The sequence below is a fragment of the Synechococcus elongatus PCC 6301 genome, from assembly GCF_000010065.1.
Taxonomy (GTDB): domain Bacteria; phylum Cyanobacteriota; class Cyanobacteriia; order Synechococcales; family Synechococcaceae; genus Synechococcus; species Synechococcus elongatus.
Genome location: NC_006576.1, coordinates 2259352 through 2281369 on the forward strand (window position 1 = coordinate 2259352; position 22018 = coordinate 2281369).

General features: G+C 56.4%; 20 protein-coding genes and 1 pseudogene. 13 read left to right on the forward strand and 8 right to left on the reverse strand.

What is annotated here, in order from left to right:
* Positions 1 to 73 precede the first annotated feature (73 nt).
* Both SYC_RS11190 and SYC_RS11195 read left to right on the forward strand, forming a co-directional pair.
* Positions 74 to 1348, forward strand: a complete 1275-nt coding sequence (locus tag SYC_RS11190; RefSeq protein ID WP_041677039.1) for a M16 family metallopeptidase — start codon at positions 74 to 76, stop codon at positions 1346 to 1348.
* Positions 1341 to 2234 (forward strand): fructosamine kinase family protein, encoded by an 894-nt coding sequence (locus SYC_RS11195; RefSeq protein ID WP_011244421.1) that lies wholly within the window; start codon positions 1341 to 1343, stop codon positions 2232 to 2234. The genes SYC_RS11190 and SYC_RS11195 overlap by 8 nt, the downstream gene beginning before the upstream one ends.
* A gap of 32 nt (positions 2235 to 2266) precedes the next feature.
* On the opposite strand, the gene crtB is transcribed toward SYC_RS11195, so the two are convergent.
* Together crtB and pds are read right to left on the reverse strand one after the other, a co-directional pair.
* Positions 2267 to 3193 (reverse strand): 15-cis-phytoene synthase CrtB, encoded by a 927-nt coding sequence (gene crtB, locus SYC_RS11200; RefSeq protein ID WP_011244422.1) that lies wholly within the window; start codon positions 3191 to 3193, stop codon positions 2267 to 2269.
* Positions 3194 to 3273: 80 nt separating this feature from the next.
* Positions 3274 to 4698 (reverse strand): 15-cis-phytoene desaturase, encoded by a 1425-nt coding sequence (pds, locus tag SYC_RS11205; RefSeq protein WP_011244423.1) that lies wholly within the window; start codon positions 4696 to 4698, stop codon positions 3274 to 3276.
* A gap of 149 nt (positions 4699 to 4847) precedes the next feature.
* On the opposite strand from pds, the gene SYC_RS11210 reads away from it, so the two are divergent.
* Both SYC_RS11210 and SYC_RS11215 read left to right on the forward strand, forming a co-directional pair.
* Positions 4848 to 5180 (forward strand): NAD(P)H-quinone oxidoreductase subunit M, encoded by a 333-nt coding sequence (locus SYC_RS11210; protein ID WP_011244424.1) that lies wholly within the window; start codon positions 4848 to 4850, stop codon positions 5178 to 5180.
* Entirely contained in the window at positions 5180 to 5788 is a 609-nt protein-coding gene (locus SYC_RS11215; protein ID WP_011244425.1) for a hypothetical protein, read from the forward strand. The genes SYC_RS11210 and SYC_RS11215 overlap by 1 nt, the downstream gene beginning before the upstream one ends.
* Here SYC_RS11215 and SYC_RS11220 read toward each other — a convergent pair.
* The gene (locus tag SYC_RS11220) at positions 5785 to 6774 is read right to left on the reverse strand and encodes a LysR family transcriptional regulator (RefSeq protein ID WP_011244426.1); all 990 of its coding nucleotides are present in this window, start codon (positions 6772 to 6774) and stop codon (positions 5785 to 5787) included. The two genes, SYC_RS11215 and SYC_RS11220, sit on opposite strands and share 4 nt — an antisense overlap.
* A 168-nt stretch (positions 6775 to 6942) precedes the next feature.
* On the opposite strand from SYC_RS11220, the pseudogene SYC_RS11225 reads away from it, so the two are divergent.
* The 9 genes and pseudogenes from SYC_RS11225 to SYC_RS11265 all read left to right on the forward strand — a co-directional run bounded on the left by SYC_RS11225 (position 6943) and on the right by SYC_RS11265 (position 16643).
* Positions 6943 to 7666, forward strand: a pseudogene (locus tag SYC_RS11225) (NnrU family protein).
* A 33-nt stretch (positions 7667 to 7699) separates the two neighbouring features.
* Positions 7700 to 8035, forward strand: coding sequence for a thioredoxin family protein (locus SYC_RS11230; RefSeq protein WP_011244428.1), 336 nt, complete (start codon positions 7700 to 7702; stop codon positions 8033 to 8035).
* A gap of 80 nt (positions 8036 to 8115) precedes the next feature.
* Entirely contained in the window at positions 8116 to 10113 is a 1998-nt protein-coding gene (locus tag SYC_RS11235; RefSeq protein ID WP_011244429.1) for an NAD(P)H-quinone oxidoreductase subunit 5, read from the forward strand.
* Between the two features lie 169 nt (positions 10114 to 10282).
* Positions 10283 to 11887, forward strand: a complete 1605-nt coding sequence (gene ndhD1, locus SYC_RS11240; protein WP_011244430.1) for a photosynthetic/respiratory NAD(P)H-quinone oxidoreductase subunit D1 — start codon at positions 10283 to 10285, stop codon at positions 11885 to 11887.
* 29 nt (positions 11888 to 11916) lie between these two features.
* Positions 11917 to 12270 carry a LapA family protein gene (locus SYC_RS11245; RefSeq protein ID WP_011244431.1) on the forward strand — a complete coding sequence of 118 codons (354 nt, stop codon included), beginning with the start codon at positions 11917 to 11919 and terminating at the stop codon, positions 12268 to 12270.
* A 185-nt stretch (positions 12271 to 12455) separates the two neighbouring features.
* The gene (locus SYC_RS11250; protein WP_011244432.1) at positions 12456 to 13292 is read left to right on the forward strand and encodes a segregation/condensation protein A; all 837 of its coding nucleotides are present in this window, start codon (positions 12456 to 12458) and stop codon (positions 13290 to 13292) included.
* 67 nt (positions 13293 to 13359) lie between these two features.
* The gene (locus SYC_RS11255) at positions 13360 to 14529 is read left to right on the forward strand and encodes a nucleotidyltransferase family protein (RefSeq protein ID WP_011244433.1); all 1170 of its coding nucleotides are present in this window, start codon (positions 13360 to 13362) and stop codon (positions 14527 to 14529) included.
* A 93-nt stretch (positions 14530 to 14622) separates the two neighbouring features.
* Entirely contained in the window at positions 14623 to 15390 is a 768-nt protein-coding gene (locus SYC_RS11260) for a tetratricopeptide repeat protein (RefSeq protein WP_011244434.1), read from the forward strand.
* A 65-nt stretch (positions 15391 to 15455) separates the two neighbouring features.
* Complete coding sequence (locus SYC_RS11265; RefSeq protein WP_011244435.1) at positions 15456 to 16643, forward strand: M20 family metallopeptidase; 1188 nt, start codon at positions 15456 to 15458, stop codon at positions 16641 to 16643.
* 186 nt (positions 16644 to 16829) lie between these two features.
* Here SYC_RS11265 and SYC_RS11270 read toward each other — a convergent pair whose 3' ends face one another.
* The 5 genes from SYC_RS11270 to SYC_RS11290 all read right to left on the reverse strand — a co-directional run bounded on the left by SYC_RS11270 (position 16830) and on the right by SYC_RS11290 (position 21956).
* Positions 16830 to 17207 (reverse strand): AbrB family transcriptional regulator, encoded by a 378-nt coding sequence (locus tag SYC_RS11270; RefSeq protein ID WP_011244436.1) that lies wholly within the window; start codon positions 17205 to 17207, stop codon positions 16830 to 16832.
* Positions 17208 to 17642: 435 nt separating this feature from the next.
* Positions 17643 to 19001 (reverse strand): TIGR03279 family radical SAM protein, encoded by a 1359-nt coding sequence (locus SYC_RS11275; RefSeq protein WP_011244437.1) that lies wholly within the window; start codon positions 18999 to 19001, stop codon positions 17643 to 17645.
* A gap of 46 nt (positions 19002 to 19047) precedes the next feature.
* The gene (locus tag SYC_RS11280; protein WP_011378257.1) at positions 19048 to 19914 is read right to left on the reverse strand and encodes an undecaprenyl-diphosphate phosphatase; all 867 of its coding nucleotides are present in this window, start codon (positions 19912 to 19914) and stop codon (positions 19048 to 19050) included.
* A gap of 101 nt (positions 19915 to 20015) precedes the next feature.
* Positions 20016 to 20273, reverse strand: coding sequence for a chlororespiratory reduction protein 7 (locus SYC_RS11285; protein ID WP_011244439.1), 258 nt, complete (start codon positions 20271 to 20273; stop codon positions 20016 to 20018).
* 33 nt (positions 20274 to 20306) lie between these two features.
* Positions 20307 to 21956 (reverse strand): Ppx/GppA phosphatase family protein, encoded by a 1650-nt coding sequence (locus tag SYC_RS11290; RefSeq protein ID WP_011378256.1) that lies wholly within the window; start codon positions 21954 to 21956, stop codon positions 20307 to 20309.
* Positions 21957 to 22018 lie beyond the last annotated feature (62 nt).

Here is a 22018-nt window from a genome sequence, read left to right on the forward strand (position 1 = left end):
TTGCTTGCCAAAGTCTTGGGTCAAGATGTCACTATGGGGCAATAGAGTTGACTGCTACGAGGTTGCGCGTTCCATGGTTGCTGCGCTGGCTGCTCCCCGGTTGAATGCCCCCCATTGGCAGCAACTTGAAAATGGACTAATCATTATTGCCGAACGCCTGCCGGTTCCTGCGGTGACCTTTGATCTCTGGGTCAAGGTGGGATCAGCTGTAGAACCTGACGCTGTTAACGGGGTGGCTCATTTCCTCGAACACATGGTGTTCAAGGGCAGTCAGCGCCTCAAAGCCGGTGAGTTTGAGCAGCAGGTGGAAGCTCGGGGGGCGATCGCCAATGCTGCCACTAGCCAGGATTACACCCACTTTTATTTCACCTGTGCGCCCAGTGACTTTACAGATCTCGTTTCGCTGCAAACCGATGTCGTGCTCAATCCCCTGCTTGCGGAAGCAGAATTTGAGCGGGAACGGCGGGTTGTCCTAAAAGAAATTCGCCGTGCGGCGGATAATCCTCGGCGTCGAGCCTACTACCGCATGATTGAGGCTGCGTTTGAGCGGTTGCCCTATCGGCGGCCCGTGCTGGGCCCCTACGACACGATCGCCCAACTCCCGCTCACCGATTTGCAGGCCTTTCACCGCCAATGGTACGGCCCCAATCAGCTAGTCGCAGTGGTGGTCGGGGATCTCCCGGAAGCGGAAATGATCGATGCAGTGCGAGCTGCGGTTGCCGATCATCCCCCTGTCACTGCTCAGCGATCGCCCCTGTTGCCCGAGCCTGCCTTCAGTCAGCCCCAGCAGCAGATCTATCACGATGCTGATCTGCACCAAGCCCGGCTGTACCTAACTTGGCGGGTTCCTGGGCTCAGCCAACTCTCCCGGACTTATGCTCTCGATGCGATCGCGTCGATCTTGGCCAGTGGTCGCACCTCTCGGCTGGTTGCTCAGCTTCGAGAACAACAGGGCTTGGTCAGTAATATTGTGGCGAGCAACTCCACCTATCGCGATCAGGGCCTCTTTGCAATCACAGCGCGGCTGCCGGTTGCCCATCTCGACACCGTCCGATCGCAGGTTCTTGCAGAGCTGCAATCCCTGCAGACTGAACCCGTGACCCCAGCAGAGTTGGAGCGGATTCGGCGGCAGGTCGTCAATCGTTTCATCTTTGGCAATGAGCGCCCCAGCGATCGCGCCAGCTTGTATGGCTATTACGCTACGCTCCTCGGTAGCCTGGAACCGGCCTTCAATTACGTCGACGAAATCCACGCGCTCAGCGTTGATGATTTGCAGGCAGCGGTTCAGACTTACCTTGCTCCCGAAGCTTGCTCCACGATTCAGATTTTGCCAGGAGAGCATGGCTGAAGCAGAGTCTCTTTGGAGCGCGATCGCGGCGGTGATTAATACTCAGCGCGATCGGCCAAGCCTAATTCAGCAGGCCCAACCCGTGGGTGGTGGCTGCATCAACCGCAGCTATCGCCTGGTGCTGGAAGATGGGCAAGCTTGGTTTGTCAAACTCAATCAACGCGACTCTTTAGCGGCTTTTGCGGCGGAAGCAGAAGCCCTGACCGCGATCGCAGCCAGTCAAACAATCCGAGTGCCTCAGCCAATTGCTTGGGGAGAGACCAATCGCAGTGCCTACCTAGTGTTGGAATGGCTAGAGCTTGATCGCGGCCCCACAGATTGGCGACAGATGGGGGCCCAATTGGCGCAGTTGCATCGTCAGACTCGCTCACCTCAGGGTTTTGGCTGGCATCGCGACAATGTGATTGGCCAAACCCCACAAATCAACCCGTGGCAATGGGATTGGGGAGCATTCTGGCAAGTCCAGCGTATTCAGTTTCAACTGGATCTGGCTGCCCGTAACGGCTACCGCTGGCCCCATGCCCAAGCACTGTGCGATCGCATTCCCGATCTTCTGGCCGATCATCAACCCAAGCCTGCATTGGTGCATGGCGATCTTTGGTCGGGAAATGCCAGCTTCCTGGCAGACGGCACGCCAGTCATCTTTGATCCGGCGACCTACTACGGCGATCGCGAAGTCGATCTAGCGATGACCGAACTATTTGGGGGTTTCCCTCCAGCTTTTTACGAAGGCTACCGCCAGGTTTGGCCGCTGGATCCGGGCTATCGCAGCCGCCGCGATCTCTACAACCTCTATCACGTTCTCAATCACGTCAACTTGTTTGGCGGGGGCTATGTCCACCAGGCTCAACGACTGATCGATCGCCTTCTGGCAACGAACCGTTGATCGATGGTCGAGAAAAGCGGCCGCGATCGTAGCTAAAGAACCGTAGCTCGTAGCATTGCCACCGGCAGACTACAGAGTTTCCGCCAAGTCGGTACGTAGGCCCGCTTTCGGAAGACGTCGTAGTTATTCTGCTCAATCACATCGAGAATTTCGCGATAGAGCATCAGGGAGGCCCAGACTGGCCAGCGAGCATCATGGCTGAGTTGACGAATGCCACGCTCGGCTTGCTCAAAGTAATCACGAGCGCGATCAAGCTGGAACTGCATAAAGGCCCGCCAGCGATCGTCAATCACGCCATTGAACAAGTCTTGTTCGCTGTAGTTGAACTGCGCTAGCTCCTCTTGGGGGAGATAGATGCGGCCTCGACGGGCATCTTCACCGACATCGCGCAGAATATTGGTGAGCTGGTTGGCAATGCCAAGTGCTAGCGCTTCTTGCGTTGGGTCGGGCGGAGTTGTCGGATCCCAAGGGGCACGACTATTGGTCGATTCAATGCCCATCACCGGCTGTGACATCAGTCCCACAGTACCGGCGACACGGTAGCAGTAGGTGTAGAGATCCTCAAAAGTGGAATAGCGGTTTTGCAGCAGATCCATCCGCTGCCCTTCGATCATGTCGCGGAAGGGCTGGATATCGAGAGGATAGCGAGCCAAGGTATCCACCAAGGCAACATCGCAGTCGTCTTCGGGTTCCCCAGCAAACAGTCGTTCCAACCGCCGCTCCCAAGCATCCAGGGTCGCGAAGTTAGTCTGCGCTGCTTGAGGGCCATCGACTAGTTCATCGGTACGACGACACCAGACGTAGATGGCCCAGATGGCCTGACGCTTGGCCTCGGGCATCAAAAGCGTCCCGAGGTAAAAGGTCTTAGCGTAGCGAGCGGTAATTTGTCGGCACTCCTCGTAGGCCTCCGACAGAGAGGCGAGCGCCCGTGAAGGCCGTGCCGGTATCATCTGCAGCATCAGACAGACGGTGCGAGTCGGGGGTGAGAGGGTGACCAGTGAAGCTTCAGAGCTAGCAACTGCAACATGGGTAACAGTGTCTATGCCTGACTCGCGGCCAGCGGTCGTCCGCTGCTGCGACGTTGCAACTCATCTTGGCGAGCAATGATGGCTTGCGCTGTCAGCTTACCAGATAGGACCGCCCCTTCCATACTGGCGAGGTAGCGCTGCATGGTGTAGTCGCCGGTCAGGAAGAAATTAGCGATCGGGCTAGCTTGATCGGGGCGATATTGTTGACGGCCCGGCGTGGCTTTGTAGACCGACAGGGGCGTTTTGACAATTTTGTATTTGCGCAGACGTGCCGGATTCTCACCGCTGAAATGCTGTGGGAATAGCTTTTCAATCTCGGCCATGGTGGCAGCCAAGATGTCTTCGTCGGAGCGGCCAATCCAGTCTTTGGCGGGGGCGAAGACCAGCTCTAGCATTGAGCGATCGGGATCTTCGTACTCGCGACAGGTGTTACTCATGTCGGCATAGACACTGAGCAGGGGCGATCGCGAGAACAGCAGGTGATCGATATCGGTCAGCTTGCGATCGAACCAGAGGTGAATGTTGATGACCGGCACGCCCTGCAGACCGTCGAGTTGCTGGAAGTAGGGCATGGCTTTCCATGCATCCGGCAACAGTAGCTTGAGCGGATCAACCGGCAGTGCCGAAACGTAGGCATCTGCCTCAATGAGTTGTTCTTCTTGACCTTTGATGCCAGCAATCCGAAAAGCTTGGACGCTACTGTCGTCATTGAGCACGAACTCTTTCAGAGGCGCATTCAGCAGCACATCACCACCGCGAGCTTGGACATGTTCGACGATCGGCTGGCAAAGACGCTCGGGCGGCGCACCATCCAAAAAGGCCATCATTGAACCTTTCTTCTCTTGCAAGAAGCGGTTGAGTGCCGTTAGGACGACCGTGGCGGAAATTTCGTCCGGGTCAATAAAGTTGAGCGCTTTAGCCATGGCGATGAGGACTTCATCGTTGACCCGCTCTGGAATATTTTGTTTGCGCAGCCACTCCGTCCATGAGTATTGATCCATCTCTTCGACGTAGGACTGGCCGCGAATCATCGCTGGCAACAAGCCCAAGCCAAACTTGATTTTTTCTTCCCAGGTCAACATGTCGTTGTTGCTGAGGATTGCTGCAACACCGTTGATTGGCGCTGGAATGTCTGGGAAGTCGAAGCGCGAATAGGTGCCCGGCTTTGTGGGTTGGTTGAAGATCATCGAGTGGGACTTCCACTGCAGGCGATCTTCAATGTTCAGCTCCTTAAAGAGCTGCAACATGTTGGGGTAAGCCCCAAAAAAGATATGTAGGCCAGTTTCGTACCAGTCGCCGTCTTCATCTTTCCAAGCGGCAACCTTGCCGCCAAGGACGTCCCGACGTTCATAGACGATGGGCGTATGACCGGCATCGGCCAAGTACTTGGCACAGGAGAGTCCGGCAAGTCCGGCACCGGCGATCGCTACGCGCATGGCTTTTGGCTGGAAGGGCAGAAGAATCGTCTCTTAGTATACGTTGCATTCTGTAACAATTCTGATTCGCGATCGCGCTGTCAACACTGATCAAAGTGCGATCGCTCCGTAATAATGATGGAGACGTTTCAGCGGTCCGTCTGCGAGTCATGCTTCTAAAATCTACGACCCGCCATATCCGCATCTTCACGGCCGAGATCGAAGGCAACGAACTCCAACCCAGCGACACGGTGTTGACGCTGGATGTCGATCCTGACAACGAGTTCAACTGGAACGAGGAAGCGCTGCAAAAGGTCTATCGTCAGTTTGATGACCTCGTAGAATCCTACGCGGGGCAAGAGCTGAGTGAGTACAATCTGCGTCGTATCGGCTCGGAACTAGAAGTCTTGCTGCGGCAGATGTTGCAGGCTGGAGAAATTTCTTACAACCTCAACTGCCGCGTGCTGAACTACAGCATGGGCGTGCCGCAAGCCGTTGTCTAATGCAGGCGTTGAGTCTACGGACTCACCTCGCAGGGCAACTGACGGCTGCTACCTCTGGAGCGCCGCGTCTCTATCGCGATCGCGGTGCGCAAGGTCTGGTCTACAAAGTTGCAAAGACTGGAGACTGGCAATCGCCGTCCGAATCACCTTGGCCTTGGCTGATGCAGGGTCGAGGTTTTGTTTTACCTGAGGCTGAGCTTTGGCAGTGGCTTCAAAAGCGATCGCAGCCTTGGCCTGTTGTGGTTGAACCATTACCGGCAGCTTGTCCAGTCTGGCCACTGCAACTGACCCATGCTCGCTGCTGGCAGCGGTGCGACACGATCGCAGCTGTCAATCCGCGGTGGTCGACTGAATCACCAGAGGCGATCGCCCCGGCCCTGTGGCCAGTCACAGCCTGCTTAATCGACTTGGCTGATGCCTGGCAAGGTCCGACTAAGCCAGTCCTGACCATTGCCCGCGAGCACCTCCTACCCGCTCTTGATCAACTCGATCGACGGCCCATTCCGACTGTGCCTCGAGTTGCAACAACTGAGCTGTATCACGCTGCCGCCGCTGCTCTGGCTGCTTGTCTACATCGCTGGGGGCAACCCGCGTCTCGTTGGCTCTAAGCCACGGGCGATCGCTTTGGGATGAAGTCGTCGAGGCTGGCTTGCCCTTTCCAGAGCGGACTGTTTTCAGTTGCGAAATCTGGCAAGATTTCCTGGCTGAAGGCCACAGCTGCTTTCGAGCGGTAGCGGTTGGGGTTGTAGATTACCGATAGGGTGCGTTGAACGCACAGATCATTGGTTTGGGCACGGTGCAAACTGCCCATCTCCAGTTCCTTCTCGATCGCGGAAACCGAGACGAAAGCTGCCCCTAGACCCGCTTGCACCGCATTTTTAATTGCCTCGATCGAGTTGAGCTCCATCTCAATCCGCAGGCGACGGGTCTCAATGCCGCTGCGGCTGAGCACTTGGTCAATCACCTTGCGGATGGTTGATTGAGAATCAAGGGCAATGAACTGCAGCTTGTAGAGGTCTTCGCGCTGAATGCTGGCTTGTTGGGTCAACGGGTGCGACACCGGCAGGATCAAGGCCAGCTCATCCTCAGCATAGGGAATCGTGACCAAGGAATCCTGCAGTTCCGTCGGCACTTCACCGCCAATAATCGCGAGGTCAATCTGACCATTGGCCACGCTCCAAGAGGTGCGGCGGGTGGAGTGGACGTGCAGTTGCACGGCAACGTCGGGGTAGCGCTGGCGAAAACGGCCGATCATGCGGGGCAAGAGATAAGTGCCCGTGGTTTGGCTAGCACCAATGATCAACGTGCCGCCCTGTAAATATTGTAGGTCTTCGATCGCGCGACAAGTCTCAGCGCAGAGGCTGGGGATGCGTTCGCCGTAGCTGAGCAGCAGATGTCCGGCTTCCGTCAGTTGGGCGCGGCGACCCCCGCGATCGAACAGCGGCACATTCAGCTGCCGTTCGAGGTTTTGCACCTGCAAGCTCACTGCCGGTTGCGACACGTAAAGGCTGTCAGCCGCACGCTTGAAGCTACCCTCAGCAGCGATCGCTCGCAAAATGCGTAATTGGTCCAGAGTGAAAGGCAAATCGGACATGAACGCTGTCCTGGCAAGAGTGGGATGCCGGGACTCCACGGCGATCGCGCCATGATCCCTGCCTTCATTAAATACTTGTCCGGCTCTTCAACGCGTTGATGACTTACGAGGTAAGCCATAGGCGATCGCGTTAGACTCAAACGCTGGAATCTGTATTTCGGTCTGATCATGCCCCTGTCTTGGTGGACACCCAGCCACACGATCATGCTGGCGTTGCTGCTGCTGTTTGCGATCGCCCATAGTGGCTTGGCTGCATTGCGACCTTGGGGCGAAACCAAAATTGGGGCGCGGGGCTATCGCATCCTGTTTGCACTAGTCAGCCTGCCCTTGGCCGTCGTGACGATTAGCTACTTCATCCTCCATCGCTATGATGGTGCGCTGCTCTGGCAGCTGCAGGGGATCCCGTGGATTGCCCCGCTCGTTTGGGTGCTGACGGCGATCTCCTTTCTGCTGCTCTATCCAGCGACCTTTAACTTGCTGGAAATTGCTGCGATCGCCCAACCGCAAGTGCGCCTCTATGAAACTGGGATTACTCGTATTACCCGCCATCCCCAAACCTTTGGCCAAATTCTCTGGTGCCTCGCCCACAGTCTCTGGTTGGGCACCTCGTTCATGATGGTTGCCAGTGCCGGTTTGATTGCGCATCACCTGTTCAGCATCTGGCACGGGCGATCGCCGCTTACAAAAACGCTACGGCGAAGCCTTTGAGGCGCTCAAGTCACGCACCTCGATCATCCCCTTCCTCGCGATCGCTCAAGGGAAGCAAACCCTCGTCTGGAAGGAGTTTCTGCGACCGGCTTACCTCGGCGTGGCGATCGCAATTGGACTCTTCTGGTTCGCCCATCGCTGGATCCCACAGGCAACTGCTGCACTTGCTGAAATCGGCTGGTAGCATGATCCCCAAGGCAGAGAGGTTTCCCGACGTATGCTTCCAGTCGTCACAGCGCAAACCTTCAGCGCTGAAGTACTCCAAGCAAAAGATCCTGTTCTGGTTTACTTCTGGGCTGCTTGGTGCGGGCCCTGTCGACTCTTAACTCCCTGCCTCGAACAATGGCATCAGACGGCTAGCCAAAATCTACGGGTGGTCAGCATTAATGCCGATGAAAATTTCACCTTGGCCAATCGCTATCGACTAGCGACGTTGCCGACCCTGATCTGGTTTGCAGACGGTCGCATTCGCGATCGCCTAGAAGGGATCAGCGATCGCGAAGCCCTGCAGACCTTCCTCAAGCGCTACCAACCTGTGGCAAATGCCGTCTAAAGTCTGCGTTGGCTGAGCAGCCGTGGCAAAATGGAGGCGATTTTGCGTGGTTCCGGCCACTGCTGCATTCCCGCCAAGGCATGGAATTTCTCTACGATTACGCCTGGCTGATCCCAGTCCTTCCGCTACTAGCCGCCACTGGGGTTGGGCTGGGACTGATCACCGTTAACCAGGCCACCAACAAATTGCGTCAGCTCAATGCGGCGCTGATTATGACTGCTCTCGGAGGGTCTGCCACCTTTGCCTTCGGGCTACTGGCAAGCCAACTCTCAGGCCACCCAACTTACACCCGCATGTTTGATTGGGCCTCGGCGGGTGATTTTCACCTCAGCATGGGCTACACGATCGATCCGCTGACCACAGTCATGCTGAGGGTCGTCACCACGGTGGCTCTGCTGGTGATGCTCTACACCGATGGCTACATGGCCCACGATCGCGGCTATGTGCGTTTCTACGCCTACCTCAGTCTGTTCAGCTCCTCAATGCTGGGCCTGGTGATCAGCCCCAACTTGGTGCAGATCTACATCTTCTGGGAGCTGGTGGGCATGTGCTCCTACCTGCTGGTGGGCTTCTGGTACGACCGTAAAGCAGCGGCGGATGCCTGCCAAAAAGCCTTTGTCACCAACCGCGTTGGTGACTTTGGTCTGCTCCTAGGGATGCTGGGGCTCTACTGGGCCACTGGCAGCTTTGAATTCACAGAAATTGGCGATCGCCTCCAGAGCCTGATCAGCAGTGGGGCGCTGAGCGCCGGTCTGGCGACGCTCTTCGGCATCTTGGTCTTCCTAGGGCCGGTCGCGAAGTCAGCGCAATTCCCCCTCCATGTCTGGCTGCCGGACGCGATGGAAGGCCCGACCCCGATCTCGGCACTGATCCACGCGGCCACGATGGTTGCGGCTGGGGTCTTTTTGATTGCCCGCATGTATCCGGTGTTCGAGCAATTGCCGACGGTGATGGATGTCATCGCTTGGACTGGTGCCTTCACTGCCTTCTTGGGAGCCTCGATCGCTCTCACCCAAAACGACATCAAAAAGGGTCTGGCCTACTCGACCATTTCCCAGTTGGGCTACATGGTGATGGCGATGGGCGTTGGTGCCTATAGCGCTGGCCTGTTCCACTTGGTCACCCACGCCTACTTCAAAGCGATGCTCTTCTTGGGCTCCGGCTCGGTGATTCACGGCATGGAAGCCGTGGTTGGCCACAATCCGGTGCTGGCGCAGGATATGCGTCTGATGGGCGGCTTGCGGAAATACATGCCAGTCACCGCCATCACCTTCCTCATCGGGAACCTTGCGATCGCGGGGATTCCTCCTTTTGCCGGCTTCTGGTCGAAGGATGAAATTCTGGGCGCGACTTTTGCCGCCAATCCGATTCTCTGGGGTGTGGGCTTTGCCACCGCTGGCCTGACGGCCTTCTACATGTTCCGCATCTACTTCCTGACCTTTGAGGGATCGTTCCGGGGTGAAGATGCGACGATTCAAGCAAAACTGCTGGCGGAAGCGGGTGTGACTGCAGGCCATGGGCACGACGAACATCACGACCATGTGCCCCACGAATCGCCCTGGACGATGGCTTTGCCGCTGGCGATTCTAGCGGTGCCTTCCGCTCTGATCGGTCTACTGGGCATGCCTTGGAACAACCGTTTTGAGGCCTTTGTGAAAGCTCCCGGTGAAGCAGTTCACGCTGGTCATTTCGAGCTACAGGAATTCCTGACCCTGGGCGGGGCTTCGGTGGCGATCGCTCTGACTGGGATCACGATCGCGTTGCTGACCTATCGTCTAGGTCGGATCAATCCGGCTGCGATCGCAGAACGCTTCCAGCCGCTCTATCAGTTTTCGCGCAACAAGTGGTACCTCGATGATCTCAACGACGTCCTGTTCGTTCAGGGCAGTCGTCGCTTGGCACGGCAGGTGCTGGAAGTCGATTCCAAAGTGGTGGACGGCTTGGTCAATCTGACAGGTCTGGTCACCTTGGTCACCGGCGAAAGCCTCAAGTACTTCGAAAACGGTCGGGCTCAGTTCTATGCCCTGATTGTCTTTGGCGCAGTGCTTGGTCTGGTGGTGGCCTTCGGGGTGACCTAGTCGCGATCGCGCTGCTTCACTAGGCAACAAGACTACAAATCGACGGGGGTTGGGATCATCTAGCCCCCGTTTCTATTGATTGCAAGATATTGAGCTTTCCTTAATACCTCCCAAGAGAGGAAAGAGAATTCTCTACACTGCAGGCAGAAACGCCCTACAGGAGCGGTTTATGGAGATCGGGACGTTTCCCTGGCTCACCACAATCATTCTGTTGCCGATTGTGGCAGCGCTGTTCATTCCCCTCCTGCCCGATCGCGATGGTAAGGGGACAACAATTCGCTGGTACTCCCTGATCGTCGGGCTGGTCGACTTTATTTTGCTGGTCGTCGCTTTTTGGACGAGCTACGACTTCAGCAATCCCGACCTGCAACTGGTCGAAAGCTATGCCTGGGTGCCGCAGATTGGCCTCAACTGGTCAGTGGGTGCCGATGGCCTGTCGATGCCATTGATTCTGTTGACCGGCTTCATCAGCACGCTGGCAATGCTGGCGGCTTGGCCCGTCACCTTCAAGACGCGCTTTTTCTACTTCCTAATGCTGGCCATGTACGGCGGCCAGATTCTTGTTTTTGCCGTGCAAGATTTGCTTGTCTTCTTCTTTGCCTGGGAACTCGAGCTGATTCCGGTCTACCTGTTGCTGGCAATCTGGGGCGGCAAACGCCGTCAGTATGCGGCGACTAAGTTCATCCTCTACACCGCCGGCAGCTCGCTATTCATCTTGGTCGCATCACTGGCCATGGCCTTTAGTGGCGATGTCATTTCCTTTGACTTCCAAACCTTGGCAGCGAAGGAATACGCGATCGGCTTCCAACTGCTCCTCTATGCCGGCTTTTTGATTGCCTACGGTGTCAAGCTGCCGATCGTGCCCCTGCACACCTGGCTACCGGATGCTCATGGTGAAGCAACCGCCCCAGTCCACATGCTGTTGGCTGGCATCCTGCTCAAGATGGGTGGCTATGCCCTGTTCCGCATGAATGCGGGGATGTTGCCGGAGGCTCACGCCCGCTTTGCGCCCATCCTCGTTTTGTTGGGGGTGGTCAACATTCTCTACGCAGCGCTGACCTCCTTTGCCCAGCGGAACCTCAAGCGAAAAATCGCCTATTCCTCGATCTCGCATATGGGCTTTGTGCTAATCGGTCTGGGCTCATTCACGCAGCTTGGATTAAGCGGATCAATGCTGCAGATGGTTTCCCACGGCCTGATTGGGGCTAGCCTTTTCTTCCTTGTTGGCGCGACTTACGATCGCACCCACACTCTGATGCTGGATGAGATGGGCGGCGTCGGCCAGAAAATGCGCAAGATGTTCGCCATGTGGACGACCTGCGCCATGGCTTCCCTCGCCCTGCCCGGGATGAGTGGCTTTGTCGCTGAGCTGATGGTCTTCGTTGGCTTCGCCACCAGCGATGCCTACGGCCTCCCCTTCAAAGTCGTGGTGATCTCTCTCGCTGCGATCGGGGTGATTTTGACACCGATCTATCTGCTCTCGATGCTGCGGGAAATTTTCTTCGGCCCCGAGAACAAGACCCTGACGGAGCACGAGACCCTCGTGGATGCCGAGCCACGTGAGGTCTACATCATCGCCTGCTTGCTGGTGCCGATTATTGGCATTGGACTCTATCCCAAGTTGACCACCCAGGTCTACGACGCCACATTGGTGCAGCTAACCGAGCGTCTGCGATCGGCGGTGCCGGTGATTGCTCAGCAGGCTGAGGCCAGTCGTGATCGCCTTTCTCATTTCCCTGGCCAAGCCCATCGTCAGGCGCCGCCGTTGGGGTAATGTAGCTGCTGTCGCGTTTGGCTGTCTCTATGCGCCAAGTTAATTTTGTTGTGATCTTCGTGATCAGTCTCGCTCTTGTGCTCTTTAGCCTCGAGAATACCGAGACTGCCACCATCCATGTCTTGGGTAGCACGGAACTCACAGCTCCTCTCGCCGTAGAGCTGATCGTGGCTATGGGGATTGGCGCGGTCTTTGCCTGGATCTTCAGTGTTTGGTCGGGGGTTCAAAAACTGGTGGCCCTGAAAGCAGAGCAAGAGCAGATGGAAGCTCAGCAGGTGCGGATTCAGGAATTGGAAGAGGACCTGACCCGCTACAAAACGGAGCTAGAGGTGCAGCAAAAGCTGCTGCCTTCTGCGGCGATCGGAACCTCTGAAGACGCCTAAGCCCCCTACCAACCGAGTTGGAGACGTGGGCGCTAGGCTAGACAGCGCATTGCTGCCAAGGCAAAACCATGTCTGCGATCGCGATCGATTGTCTGCCGCCGCTGGGATTACTCTTGCTGATCCTCGGGGCGGCGCTATACTTTGGTCGCCAAGCCCGTGTCTAACTGCTTGGTCAGACTTTCTTCATGAGTTCAGCGGCACAGAATGCGATCGCCCTGCTAATTGAAATGGCAGAGAGCGGCGAGATCGATCCCTGGGATGTCCAGGTCGTCGACGTTTTCGATCGCTTTTTGGAGCAACTGCAACAGCGTCCCAGTCTGACGCCGCTGACTGATTTCAGCCGGAGTCGCTACGAAGCTGATCTCTCAGAGTCCGGTGAAGCCTTCCTCTACGCCTCGATTTTGATTCTGCTCAAGGCCGATGCCTTGGCTCGTCTGGAGTTTCCGCCAGCGGAAGTTCTGGAAGAGTTTGTCGAGAGTTTGGATGATCTGGCGGCGATGCCTCAATTGCCGGCCAAGTTGGAACAGCAGTTGCGCCGCCGTGCCGTTGCGCTCCCACCACAACAGCGTCGAGTCACCCTCAGTGATCTGATTGAACAGCTCGAACAGGTAGCCCAATCCCTAGCCGATCCGCCGGCCCGATCGCGGCGTCGACAACCCAAACCAGCTCCGAGACGACAGGCTATTCAGGCGATCACCCACCTAGCGCACCAAGAGAACCTGGCGGAGACGGCTGCTGCTCTGGGTGATTTTCTGCAGCGGCAATGGTCAGCCCTGCAACCGGAGAATGACTGGCTCAACTTTGAGGATCTGGTGCAGCTTTGGAGCCAGACTCAAGCAGGCGACCACCATTTAGACGGCGATCGCGTCGGGGCCTTCTGGGCCTTGTTATTTTTGGCAGCCCAGTCGATTGTTGAGCTGCAGCAAGAGAGTTTGTATAGCCCACTGTGGATCCGCTGTCTGACACCCTTTGGCAACCCGATTGCTGTCCCCTTCGAGCCAACAGCCTCAGCCTCGGTCTGATAAGATTCAGGGGCTTTAAGGGAGCTGCTCGCGGTTCCTACTGACTTCCTATATCAATTTGCCCTCAATGAAAGCAATGATTTTGGCCGCCGGTAAGGGAACCCGAGTTCGGCCGATTACCTACACCATTCCTAAGCCGATGATTCCTATCCTGCAGAAGCCAGTGATGGAGTTTCTGCTGGAGCTCTTAAAGGAGCATGGCTTCAAGGAAGTCATGGTCAATGTCAGCCATTTAGCCCAAGAAATTGAAAGCTATTTCCGAGATGGGCAGCGCTTTGGCGTCGAGGTTGCCTATTCTTTTGAAGGCCGAATTGAAGATGGTCAGCTGATTGGAGAAGCCCTCGGCTCTGCGGGCGGGATGAAGCGAATTCAGGATTTCTCGCCTTTCTTTGATGATACGTTTGTCGTCCTTTGTGGTGATGCCCTGATTGACTTAGACCTGACAGAAGCTGTGCGCTGGCACAAGGAAAAGGGTGCTCTTGCCACGATCGTGATGAAGACGGTTCCCCGTGAAGAAGTGTCGAGTTATGGGGTTGTGGTTACCGATAGCGATGGTCGGATCCAAGCCTTTCAAGAAAAACCCAGTGTTGAGGAAGCGCTGAGCACGACGATCAATACCGGGATCTACATCTTTGAGCCCGAGATCCTCAACTACATTCCTTCGGGACAGGAATACGACATCGGTGGTGATCTCTTCCCGAAACTGGTAGAGACTGGTGCTCCGTTCTATGGCATCTCCATGGACTTCCAGTGGATCGATATCGGTAAGGTGCCGGACTACTGGCAGGCAATCCGCAGTGTTTTGAATGGAGAAGTGCGAAACGTCGCTATCCCTGGCAAGCAGGTCAGACCTGGGGTCTATACCGGTCTCAATGTGGCGATCGACTGGGATTCGGTCGCAATCGAAGGCCCCGTCTACATCGGTGGTATGACGCGCATTGATGAAGGTGTGCGAATTGTGGGGCCGGCAATGATTGGGCCGAATTGCCACATCTGCAAGGGTGCCACGATCGAAAACAGCGTGATTTTCGAATATTCGCGCCTGGGTTCCGGCGTCCGTCTTGTCGACAAACTGGTGTTCGGTCGCTACTGCGTCGACCGCAACGGCAACGCAATTGATGTGCAAGCCGCCGCTTTGGACTGGTTGATCACCGATGCCCGCCGTGCTGAACCGGTGCAACCTTCAGCCGAGCACCAGGCGATCGCTGACCTCTTGGGCAGTAATGTCTTGCCCTAGGGCGATCGCTGCAACCTGGTGATTGAACCGACTGCGACTGCCTGCCGGATCGGGAAGCGGCTAAAATCAGCAGCGTTAGCAACGAGAAGCGGCATGCTGCGTTCCTGGATAGTTTGGGTTCTAGTAATCTGCATCGGATTCGGCGGGCCTGCACAAGCCGCAACCCTCGATGAGCTTTACCAATCCGCTCTAGAAGCAAGCTATCGCGGTGAGTTTGGGCGAGCAGAACAGCTCTGGAGTGAGGCGATCGCCCTAGCTCCTGACAATGCGGCACTCTGGAGTAATCGCGGCAATGTTCGCGTCAGCCAAAACCATCTCGAAGAGGCGATCGCGGACTACAACGAATCTGTGCGGCTAGCTCCTAATGCCCCCGACCCCTACCTGAATCGGGGCACGGCTTGGGAAGGGCTGCAGGAATGGGACAAGGCGATCGCCGACTATCAGCAGGCTCTGCAGTTCTCTCCTGGGGATGCTGCCGCCCACAACAATTTGGGTAATGTGCGCCTGAGCTTGGGCGAGTACGAACAAGCCCTGAGCGAGTTTGAGACGGCCAGTCGGTTGGCTCCGGGCTTTGCCTTTGCGGGCGCCAATGTTGCTTTGACCCTGTTCCAACTCGATCGCACTTCCGACGCCATTCAGCGGATGCGATCGCTGGTGCGCAAGTATCCCAACTTTGCTGACATGCGGGCGGCGCTCACGGCGGTGTTGTGGCAACAGGGACAACGGGGCGAAGCTGAAAGTAACTGGGTCGCCGTCATGGGGCTGGATACCCGCTATCGCGATCTGGACTGGGTACGTCAAATTCGCCGCTGGCCACCAGCTGCAGTCACAGCCCTCGAGCAATTCTTGGCCTTGCAGTAGAAGCAAGAGTGCCAAGATGGAAAAGCTGATACGAAGGACGGCGATCGCCGTTGGTAGTCTTTCCTGTGCTTGATCGAATTCGTGAGGTTGCGACGCGCCTTGAACCGCGTCTTCTAGAAATTCGCCGCCATCTCCATGCCCATCCAGAGCTCAGCGGCCACGAACACCAAACCGCGGCCTACGTTGCCGGTGTGCTGTCCTCCTGTGGGCTACAAGTCCGGGAGGGCGTAGGCCGTACGGGCGTCGTGGGGGATCTGCCAGGAACGGGGCGCGATCGCCGTTGCCTAGCGCTGCGAACCGATATGGATGCCCTGCCGATCGAGGAGCAGACTGGCTTGCCCTTTGCCTCTCGCCAGCAGGGGATCATGCATGCCTGTGGCCATGATCTGCACACCACCTTGGGCCTTGGGGCTGCCATGGTCTTAAGTGAACTCGGTGAACCGCTGCCAGGAGACGTGCGCTGGCTATTCCAGCCTGCTGAAGAAATTGCCCAAGGGGCACGCTGGATGGTGGCGGCTGAGGCCCTAGAAGGGGTGGATGCAATCTTAGGAGTCCACGTTTTTCCTTCGATTCCGGCAGGGGTTGTGGGCATTCGCTACGGCGCTCTAACGGCTGCCGCCGATGACCTTGAGATTGTGATTCAAGGGGAATCGGGGCATGGTGCTCGTCCCCACGAGGCGAAGGACGCGATTTGGATTGCGGCCCAGATCATCACAATGCTGCAGCAAGCGATCAGCCGCACTCAAAATCCGCTGCGGCCGGTGGTTTTAACTATCGGCCAAATTCAAGGGGGGCGAGCTGCTAATGTGATCGCCGATCGTGTGCGCTTGTTGGGCACGGTGCGATCGCTCCATCCCGAAACTCACGCGGGCTTACCTGACTGGATTGAAAGCATTATTGCCAGTATTTGTAAGACCTATGATGCTCATTACGAGTTTCACTATCGACGCGGGGTTCCCTCGGTTCAAAATGACGAGACCCTAACTCGTTTGGTCGAAGCTGCTGCGATCGAAGCTTGGGGACAGACGGCAGTGGAACGCATCGAGGAGCCCTCGCTTGGGGCGGAAGATTTCTCCGTGTACCTAGAAAAAATCCCCGGCATGATGTTCCGGTTGGGGGTGGGCTATCCTGACCGCCAGAATCCGCCACTTCACCATCCGCAATTCGAGATTGATGAACGGGCTCTAATCGTGGGTGTGATCACCCTTGCTTACAGTATTTGGCGCTATTGGCAGCCTGCTGTAAAGGGATAATGATCGTGAAAAACAAGTCTCTCATAATGGCTGTTTAGCCAGTTGAGAGGGCCTGCGATCGCCCTCAAAGCCTTGATCAGATGACTCTGGTGATCAGACAAAAGCCTCCCCAAATTTTGGGGAGGCTTCTTGCCATCACTTTCAAAGAAGTGCCACTAACTCAGTTGTTGTCTGAGTGTAAGTCGCTTATTCTTCGGAATCGTCATCACCGCCGTTGACAGGGACAAGACGGATTTGACGACGGCCCAATTTGATTTCAAACTCATCACCAACTTGCAGGTTCAGCTGCTTGGTATAAGCCGAACCAATCAAGAGATTACCGTTGCTTTGAACGCGAACGGTGTAGCTGGGGTGGCGGCCTTTACGTGGTGCTGCTTCATCAAAAGCAACGCCTTTGGAGGCGAGGAGTGCTTCGTAGAACGCTGTAAAGTTAATGCGTTCACGGCCTGTTTTGGTGATGGAGTAGTAGCCGCAGGCCTTGGCTGTTTCCGAACGACTCGCGTTACCGAGTTCTTTCAGTCGTGTTAGCAATGCTTTACCGGTCAGTGGCGTGATTGATGTCATTTCGACATTCAGTGATTCTCAACTAAATTCAATCTATCACAGTAATCATCACAAATGAAAATATCAAATTAATGATCGGGTGTGTGAATGTCAGCCTGTGGCCTGACTGTCGGTCGGCTATTGCGTAAAATTTCAGCTATCAATTAGCCTGAACAACTCTCTAGGACCTGAAATCGGCTGCTCTGAGGATCGGCTGATGGGCGGCATGATGCAGTCAGAAAGGTTTGCAACAGCTCAGCTCAGCTACCACTTTTGAGCGGTAGCGTTGTAGACAATCACCCGATTTTGCTGCGGCTGCCCTAGGAGATTAACCCTGTCAGTGATAGGAATAGAGCCGATCGCGATCGCCAAGGCCCACTCCCTTAACCATGACAGTGATAGACGATGAAAAAACAGGATTGTGGCCGAGTGCTGGCAGGGAAGTGACACAAAGGACTAGTGGTCTTGCACCGTCGCTGCTAGCGGCGATCGCAGACATTCTGTCAACAGACCCGTAATTCCTTCAGCAACAAAGATCGGCGTGTGCAGCGCCTTTTCAACCTCTGCCACCGTCAAGTCGTCGAGGAAGCAGCGATAGCCATGAAGCAAAATTAAGGAAGGCAATAACAGCCCATCTCCCAAGTCGCGATCGCTCAAAACCTCAATCAAATCCTGGCCAGTAAGTAGCCCTGTGACCGTGAGGGTTTGCCCCCAGTAGCGACTGGCGAGCCCCACCAGATCAACCTTTAGACCTTGCACTGCATTGAGGCGGGCCTGTAGCGGTTGGAAGGCTTGCCCCACCACATTGCCGACCACCCAAGTAAGACGGCGCGCTGGCTCGATCTGGCTGGGTAGCGTTGCTGCTTGGCGTTCAAACTCACTGATGAAGGCCCGGATAGAACCGACGCCATTTTCTAGCTGGGGATATTGTTCATACCAACTGGCCGAGGGCAGCGGCTGGCCTGCAATCAGATACCACTCATCGGCTAACCAGGCAAAACGACTGCCCAGTTCTGTTTGGAATTGAGTTTGCAGGGCTTCGACCAGGGCGATCGTGGCAGCCGCATCAGCAGGCTGGACAGGACGCAATTCATCTTCAGTCGGTCGAAAGCGGGTCAGGCCCACGGGCACGACGGCCACGGAAGCGACGGTTGCCGGATCCCCGCGATGAAATTCAGCCAAATCCATCAAGGTACGCTGTAGTTGCGCCCCATCATTGAGGTCGGGACAGACCACCACTTGGGCATGAATTTGCAGCTGCTGCTGGCGAAACCAGTGCAGTTGTTCTCCAATCAATCCGGCCCGTTCATTTTTGAGAAGACGCCGCCGCAGATCGGGCTCAGTGGCATGTACTGAAACGTAGAGGGGCGAGAGCCTCAGTTGGGCAATCCGTCGCCATTCCGCTTCGCTGAGGTTGGTGAGGGTGAGGTAGGAGCCATAGAGAAAACTGAGGCGATAATCATCATCTTTGTAGTACAGGCTCTCGCGTTTGCCCGGTGGCTGTTGATCGATAAAGCAAAAGGGGCAGCGGTTGTTGCACTGAATCAAACCGTCAAAGAGCGCGGTCTCAAATTCCAGCCCAAGCCCTTCATCGGTGTCTTTTTCAATTTCGATTTGGTGCGATCGCCCGGCTGCATCCAAGACCTCCAGCTCTAAAAATTCATCACTGCAGAGGAATTGATAATCGATCAGATCGCGGGGTTGCTGGCCATTGATTGAAATAATTGCGTCGCCGGGCTCAAACCCGATCTCTGCCGCAATGGAATCTGGTAAGACTCGGCTAATGCGGGCGGGTTGAAGGGTCGAACGGCTCATGGGGGCGATCGCAGGGCGGGGTCAGTAACAACAGCACTCTCTTCTATTAAATATTCTGTAAAGTTCCCGTGGCGATTGCCGTCAGAATTACCCCCCCGAAGATGATCCGATAAACCACGAAGCTCCACGTGTTATGAGTGCGGAGAAAACGCAGTAACCAGGCGATTGCCAACCAAGAAAAAATCAGGGAAGACAGGGTCCCGATCGCGAGCACCCCAAGCGAAGAGCCATCGATGCCGGCTTCTAATAAATCTTTGAGTTCTACTAAGCCGGCGATTGTGATTGCTGGAATCCCGAGCAGAAAGGAAAAGCGAGCAGCCGTATCCCGTTTCAAGCCTTGAAAGAGTCCGGCAGTGAGGGTCGAACCCGATCGCGAAACGCCGGGAATCAAGGCCAGTGCTTGGGCAAAACCCATCCAGAGGCCATCAGCGAGGCGCAATTGACTGAGGTCGCGCTGATGCTTGCTCAGTTGTTCTGCAATGCCCAGCAGCAAACCCATCACAATTGAGACGATCGCGATCGCGGCCAAACTGCGCAAGGGAGAGTTGTCGTAATCGGGAATGAACCGCTTGATCAGCAGCCCGCCAATCAGGATCGGAATAGTGCCAAATAGAATGCCCAGACCCATCTGAGCTGGTTCACTACGAAAATCCTGCCGGCGCACAGCGCTGACCAAGCCGCGCAACACGTAGGTCAAGTCCTGACGGAAATAGGACAGTACCGCGACAATGCTGCCGAGTTGAATGACTGCGGTAAAGGCCACCCCAGGATCGCCCCAGCCGAGAACCACCGGCACCACTTTCAAATGGGCGGTGCTGCTGATCGGAAGGAATTCAGTGGCGCCTTGCACAAATCCCAAGACAATGGCCTGCCAAAGGTCGAGGCGATCGGCACTACTGACAGCAATGAGCATGGCGATCGGTTCCTGGCCGTTAGTCACGGGCGCGAGACAACTTCAGCATTTTGACTGATTGTTGCCCGTTCTTCTTGCCAGCGATCGCGGGGGAGTGGGAGTTATTTTTCGAGACGCACCACATACCACTGAACGACGAGCCCCGGTTCTGTTTCGAATTCGCAGGCGGTGTTGAGTAGATCCTGTGCTTGAGCCCTGCGATCGCCGCGATCGGCGGTTCCCACGGGCACGTTGTCGGGATAGCGATCGATTAATTCCTCGAGGTATGCCAACATTTCTGCCGGCGTCACAAACCGTTCTGGGCAGTTGGGCTCCAGCAGCACGTAGGCATCTTCCTGATAGAGCAGGGCCTTGACCATAGGGCACTCCAAGTAGAAGTCAGGTGAGAGAAACTAGACTGCGCTGAGCGGCTGCGGCACCAGTTCTGCGGCGACATTGATTGCAAACGCGGCTTCTAAAGCATGGCGGTTGTAGTCAAAACTCCAGAGTTCGAGGGCGCAGTCCTCACTGGTTCGAGCCGGATGCAGTTGAAGAAGAAGCTGCCGTTGCGGAGCAAGGTAGCGGCAATGAAGACTCGCGATCGCTCCTACCTGCCGGCGATCGAGGGCAACTGCCGCCCGCAGAATCGCGCTGAGTTGTTCTACCAAGCGCCGTTGCTCCTTGGTGGGCAGGGTGCGGAAGTTTTCGTGCTTTTTCTTGGGCAGGCTCTTGCGGTGATAGCGAGCCAGATTAGCAATCAGTTCAATCTCCGTCTCGTTGTAGCCCAGCAGACCCCCGTGGCGGATCAGGTAATAGGAATGCTTGTGATGGGAGGAGTGGTCGATGTGATGGCCGCAATTGTGCAGGATGGCGGCTGCCCAAAGGAGTTCCCGTTCGCTCTCGCCCCATTGGTGTAGTTGTCCGCGCAGTTGGTCAAACAGGCTGAGGGCTAATTGCGCCACTTGCTCGCCGTGACTGACATCTACCCGAAATTTGCGCGCTTGGTTGTAGACACTGCGCTGCCGCACCGATCCCTGATAGCGCAGCTTGTCTTCGATCAGTCCGTGGCTGAGCATCCAGTCGACGATCAGCCCCTCGCGCAAGGCCCGTTCGCAGATGGTGACGCGATCGCAACCCAACAGCTGCATGGTTTCCTGCAGCACGATCGCCCCTGCAACGATAATCTCAGCTCGTCGTTCCGACAGCTCGGGCAAAGTCTGACGTTCGGCAAAGGGCATACGCCGCAACTGCTGCACCAACTGCTGCAGATCGCCAAGAGCTAAGCTGTAGCCATTGAAGGTGGTCGGCAAGCTGCCTTGGCTTTGGTGGGCATGGAGGGCGGCGAGGGCTTGAATGGTGCCGGAAGTGCCGATCAGTCGTAGGGGCGTGTTGGGTGGTAGAGCGGCTTTGACTTCATCGACCGCCCGTTCGACCATGCCGCGCACGTAGGCTTGCAGCACGGTGTACTCGCTGGGGCTAATTGGGTCGGTGTGAATGAATTCTTGGGTGAGACGGACGGCGCCAACCTTCGTGCTGGTCAGGCAGAGCGGCTCTTGCCCCGCTCCCAGAATCAGCTCGGTCGATCCACCGCCAATATCAATGATGGCGTGGTGTCGCTGCTGAAAATCCATGCCGGACAGCACCCCAAGGTAGATGCGTCGTGCTTCCTCTGGCCCCGAGATCAGATCGACTTCTAAACCGACTTCATGGATGACCCGCTCGAGAAATTGGCGACCATTGGGAGCCTCTCGCACAGCACTGGTGGCGACAGCCACAATTTGCGTGGCCCCCCGAGCCGCCGCGATCGCTCGACAGCGTTGCAGCGCTTGGAGTGCCCGTTCCATCGCCGCCTCGGTCAACTCACCCGTGGCAGGATCGCGATCGCCCAGTCGGACGGTGGCTTTCTCGGTGCCGACGATATCGAAGGCCGGCAGGTCGGGACGAATCTGGACCACCACCATGTGAATGGAGTTTGTGCCCACATCGATTGCTGCCAAAATCGGTTCTGGCCCGAGCTCACTGGGGAGTGCTGGACGGGCGTGGGGCGCAATCTCGGTGCTCATGGGCGCAGGGTTCCAAGCTAGGCCTAGTCTGCCATGCAGCGGGGGCCTCACTCGCAGTGGGA